Here is a 5000-nt window from a genome sequence, read left to right as displayed (position 1 = left end):
GGGGTTGTGGTGGTTGGGGGTTGGGGGTGTTTGGGGTTGGGGGGGGGGGGGGGGGGGGGGGGGGGGTGGGGGGGTGGGGGTGGGGGGTTGGGGGGGGGGGGGTGTGGGGTGTGGGGTGTCGGAAGAATAAATAGAAATAATCTCCTGTCTCCTGTCTCCTGTCTCCTATCTCCTGACTCCTGACTCTTGATCACTGATTGCTTAGAGAATATCGCCGATCAGTAAACCAGTGATCAAAAGGAGAAGGATAGCGACACCGATATCCAAAGTTTTGGGGGAAAGACGACGAGCAATCCAATAACCGATCAGGACACCGAGGAGACTGGTAGCGATTAAAGCGCTGGCTGCCCCGGCAAAAACCACCCAGGGGGATTGGGATTCGGCGCTGATGAGAAGGGTGGCTAATTGGGTTTTATCGCCGATTTCAGCAAAAAATATGGTTAGGAAGGTGGAACTAAACACCGTCCAAAAACTCCAAGAAGGTGGCTGATCTGGGTTTTTCTCGGTTGACGCGATCGATTTGCTATCACTCATCGGCTAATTTCACAGTATCGGGTTATAATTAAATTTAAAATGGATTTTAAGTTTGATCCCCCCTGCCCCCCTTGATAAGGGGGGTGCCGATCCCCTCTGCCCCCCTTGATAAGGGGGGTGCCGATCCCCTCTGCCCCCCTTGATAAGGGGGGTGCCGATCCCCTCTGCCCCCCTTGATAAGGGGGGTGCCGATAGGCGGGGGGATCCCCCTTGATAAGGGGGGCATCTGATAATTTTTAACGCCTACCTACTTAACAGTATCAGGTTAAGAAATAATTTTCATACTTTTTTCATTTTAGCCCGACCGGTTTTCTGGCGATAGTTTCTGCTGTTGATTACGCTGTCTCCCCCCCCTCAATAGTTAAAAAACCCTAGTTGATCGAGGTAGAGTTTCCATCCTAGAGTTTAATAATTATTAGACTAGGACGAGCGCAAATTGCTTGGAGGTATAGCCCCTATGGCCAGTGAAAGTGTTGTACAGGACAGAGATTATACTCTGATTATTGACAAAAGTGGCAGTATGTCCACTGCTGATAAACCCAGTGATAAAACCCGTTGGCAAATTGCCCAAGAATCCACCCTCGCCTTGGCTAGAAAGTGCGAGGAAATCGATCCCGACGGCATCACTATCTATCTTTTTTCCGGACGTTTCCGACGCTATGATAATGTTACTTCCGATAAGGTCACACAAATTTATCAAGAAAACGAACCGATGGGGAGGACAGACCTAGCAGCTGTGCTGCAAGATGCCCTTGATAATTATTTTCAGCGCAAAACTGCCGGCAAAACTAAACCCAACGGAGAAACTATTCTGGTGATTACCGACGGAGAACCAGATGATCGCAAAGCGGTGATGCGTCAAATCATCGAAGCTTCTCGAAAACTCGATAGCGATCAAGAATTAGCCATTTCTCTGATTCAAGTAGGCCATGATCGGCAAGCAACCGAATTTCTCAAAGCTTTAGACGATCAACTAGAATCGGCGGGGGCCAAATTCGATATCGTTGACACAATTACTATCGATGATATGGAAGATATGACCCTAGCGGAAGTTCTTCTCAACGCCATTACCGATTAATTTCTAGCCAGTAGGGGTGATATCTCTTCACCCCTACTCAAGGAGGATTTAACTGCTAGTCAGGGCGACCAATTTATCTTTTTCCTCATCGGATAATTGCTCCGATTGTCCCGTGATTTGTTTGTAGATTTTGAGATATTCCAAAGCGGATTTATACCAACTAAAATCTTGAGTCATTGCCCGTTGCTGTAGTTTTTGCCAATCCTGTTTATAACGAAAACTTTCCCAAGTCCGGATCATACAGGTAAACAGGTCTAAAGGTTCATAGCGATCGAAACTAAATCCTGTTCCTTTTTCCTGAATCGGGTCGTGGAAAGACACCGTATCGACTAAACCACCGGTGCGGCGTACCATGGGAATACAACCGTAACGCATAGCCATTAATTGGGAAATGCCGCAGGGTTCAAAACGGGAAGGCATTAACAAAGCATCGGCCCCCCCATAGATGCGACGGGAAAGGGCATCACTATAGAGAAGATGCAGGGACATTCGCCCCCGGAAACGGGAAGTCATCTCCCACAGTTGGGTTTCATAATAGCGATCGCCTGTACCCAAAATAATCAATTGTGCATCAGTATAGGTGAGAAAGCGATCTAAAATTTGCATCACTAGATCAATACCTTTTTGTTCCACCAAACGCGTCACCATCCCCATGACAAAGGCATTTCTGCTGACCTGTAGCCCCACTTCTTCTTGCAGGGCAATTTTATTGGCCAGACGTTTTTCGATGGTTTCTGGGGTAAAATTCTGCTTAAGATAAGCATCTTTAGCCGGGTTATACACCTCCGTGTCGATGCCGTTGACAATCCCCACCAGATTGCCGGAAATGTAGGACAATAATCCTTCTAAATTTTCGCCATAAATGGGGGTCTGTATTTGACGGGCATAGGTGGGAGAAACGGTGGTGATGCGATTAGCAAATTGAACCGCCGCGGCCATGGTATTATCCCCCTGCATATACCAAGGACACCAAGTCATTTTTTCTAATGCCTCCCGCCAAGGGCCCTGGTAGGCGAGATTATGGATAGTAAAAACGGTGCTAATATCGGGGTCTTGGTGCATCCAGACGGGAATCATGCCCGTGTGCCAATCATGACAGTGAATAACTTGCGGTTTCCAGTAATTCCAAGCGAATTCCGCCGCACCATTGGCAAATAGGGTAAATCGCCAGGCCTCATCTTCGCCTCCGTAGATACTGCGTCCAGAGAAAGCTAGATGACCAAAGAGGTAGAGAGGAATATCCGTATCGGGTAAAACCGTCTCATAGACTAAAAAATCCTGAAACATGGCGAATCCTGACCAAATGGGTTCGGAAGGGATGTCCATTTTTTCCTGGAGAAAACCGTAGTAGGGTAGAAAAATCCGCACGTCATGACCTAGCTGACGCAAGACTTTCGGTAATGCCCCAATTACGTCCCCCATTCCCCCAACTTTGGCAATTGGGGCGGCCTCGGCACCCACAAATAGAATTCGCATACTCTTCCCGCTTTACTTCACGACGACAAGAAATTTTAACAGATAAAACCCCCCTAGCAGGATTTGCCAGCAGGTTATTATCGGATTAGCCTAGATTTTTCTTTCACCAACCAGAGAGCCAACGAGGGGAAAATTAGCTGTTTTGGACATTATTAAGTTTTGTAGCCTTTTTTTGCCGGCTTTTTATTCGGAATAAGTGTTTAAGATTTTGGATGGACTCTACCAAAGAAGACAAAGTAAACTATAGCAATCCTAAATCATTTTCTAAAAACAACTGTATTGATGAATTTTAGGAAAATCAAATTTATGATCGATCATCAATACAAAATTCAAATAAAAATTTGACAATCTTAAAAGACTTGCATAAATACCGGCGTTGTCAAATTGAAAGATGCTCCGAATCAGCTAGGAACTGAAATTACTTTGATAGCAAGGATAGCATTGCATCTTGACAATTAGTGTTTCATGAACGAATAGTGCCGATGGTTGGGCTTAAGTGGGGAACAAGAGTCGCTCGATTTAGCAGTGGAATTAGCCCTACAATCGGCGTTGTCAAATTGAAAGATGCTCCGAATCAGCACCGGAGCATTGCATCTTTCCTCTTCTGATCTGACAACGCCCCCGTTTTCTTGTATTTAGAAAACGGGTTTCTTCGAGAAACTATTTAGAAACCCGTTTTCTTGTATTTAGAAAACGGGTTTCTGCGAGAAACTATTTAGAAAACGGGTTTCTTTGAGAAACCCGTTTTCTGCAAACGCCTATTTAGAAACCCGTTTTCTTGTAATAAATGTTAATTTCTGTTACAGGGGTCTTGAAAGATTGGGGATTGTTAGGCTAAAACTGTTATCAATAAACTTTTGCTGTTACTGTCATGACTCTCTCTCTTTTGTCGATTATTCCTGCTGTTTACGATGTTTTGTTTAATTTCGCTCAATCTGATGGCTTTTGGGCAAATTTGGCCATCGCTTTTGGCACAAGTTATGATGTGGTTAAGGCGACGGAATTACGACAGCAGTGGCAAAGCCGAGATTTTGGTCAACTTCCCCCAATTGAGGTACTTAGTGGTGAAGTTTTGGGGACGGCGAATGGTGCTTATGCCAGCAGTACCAATAAGATTTATCTATCAGCATCTTTTTTAAATACAGCTTCGTCAGCAGCGATAATTAATGTGATTTTAGAAGAAATTGGGCATTATGTGGATGCTCAAATTAATCAGGTGGATAGTGCGGGAGATGAGGGAGCAATTTTTGCGGAGTTGGTGCAGGGAAATAGCTTGGATGTGGCAACCTTAGACGCTTTACGAGCAGAGAATGACCAGACAACAATTATAGTAAATGGGGAAATTATTCAAGTAGAACAGGCGGATTTTACGGGGACTAATGGGAATGATAATATTACTGGAACTTCTGGGGATGATAACATTTCTGGGTTGGGAGGCAATGATACACTTTCTGGTCTAGCCGGAAATGACCGTTTAGAAGGTGGTTCTGGGAATAATACTCTCTACGGTGGCACAGGTAATGATGTCTTTAACTTTGCCTACCCTCTAAACACAAACACCAGTGATGTAGCGATGGATTTTGTCCAGGGACAGGACAAAATTGATGTGAGTAGCTTGAACCTGAGTGATTGGGCTACCCTACAATTACTAATTAGTAATGATGGCCCAAATCCAAATAATGCGTTAATCACTACTTTTTTTGACGGTTATCAATCTCAGCTAAAACTCAATGGCATTAATCCGACTCTCTTAAAGGCAAGTGATTTTATCTTTAATACAATTAACCTCAATCAGACTGTTAATGGTCCTGACTCTTTCTCGTCTAATGCTAATGATCAACTATTTGGTGGTTTAGGCAATGATACCTTGAAAGGATTCAGGGGCAATGATACTTTGTTTGGAGAACAGGGA

5 protein-coding genes are annotated in these 5000 nt (G+C 44.6%); 2 read left to right on the top strand and 3 right to left on the bottom strand.

Annotation, left to right across the window (positions count from 1 at the left end; translation table 11 throughout):
* Positions 1-194: hypothetical protein (locus O9332_RS01635; RefSeq protein WP_288023386.1), on the bottom strand; the 194-nt coding region annotated here is incomplete at its 3' end.
* A gap of 7 nt (positions 195-201) precedes the next feature.
* Complete coding sequence (locus O9332_RS01630) at positions 202-534, bottom strand: TMEM165/GDT1 family protein (RefSeq protein ID WP_002764178.1); 333 nt, start codon at positions 532-534, stop codon at positions 202-204.
* Between the two features lie 457 nt (positions 535-991).
* Between O9332_RS01630 and O9332_RS01625 the strand changes: the two genes are divergently transcribed.
* Complete coding sequence (locus O9332_RS01625; RefSeq protein ID WP_002759854.1) at positions 992-1612, top strand: vWA domain-containing protein; 621 nt, start codon at positions 992-994, stop codon at positions 1610-1612.
* A gap of 48 nt (positions 1613-1660) precedes the next feature.
* Here the strand turns inward: O9332_RS01625 and glgA are convergent, their stop codons facing one another.
* On the bottom strand, positions 1661-3088 hold the full coding sequence (gene glgA / locus O9332_RS01620; protein WP_002759853.1) for a glycogen synthase GlgA: 1428 nt from the start codon (positions 3086-3088) through the stop codon (positions 1661-1663).
* An 871-nt stretch (positions 3089-3959) separates the two neighbouring features.
* Here glgA and O9332_RS01615 point away from each other — a divergent pair.
* A partial coding sequence (locus tag O9332_RS01615) for a M10 family metallopeptidase C-terminal domain-containing protein (protein ID WP_288023385.1) occupies positions 3960-5000 on the top strand: 1041 nt, incomplete at its 3' end.

This window comes from Microcystis sp. LE19-10.1B, assembly GCF_027530565.1.
In the GTDB taxonomy this organism is placed as follows: Bacteria; Cyanobacteriota; Cyanobacteriia; order Cyanobacteriales; family Microcystaceae; genus Microcystis; species Microcystis aeruginosa.
The sequence above is the reverse complement of the archived record's forward strand: the minus strand, read 5'-3'. Positions and strand labels throughout refer to the sequence as shown.

What these genes read in the sequence shown, in the direction of transcription:
- O9332_RS01625 (WP_002759854.1), top strand. Translation starts at nt 992, where the DNA reads ATGGCCAGTGAAAGTGTTGTACAGGACAGAGATTATACTCTGATTATT.
- O9332_RS01630 (WP_002764178.1), bottom strand. Translation starts at nt 534, where the DNA reads ATGAGTGATAGCAAATCGATCGCGTCAACCGAGAAAAACCCAGATCAG.
- glgA (WP_002759853.1), bottom strand. Translation starts at nt 3,088, where the DNA reads ATGCGAATTCTATTTGTGGGTGCCGAGGCCGCCCCAATTGCCAAAGTT.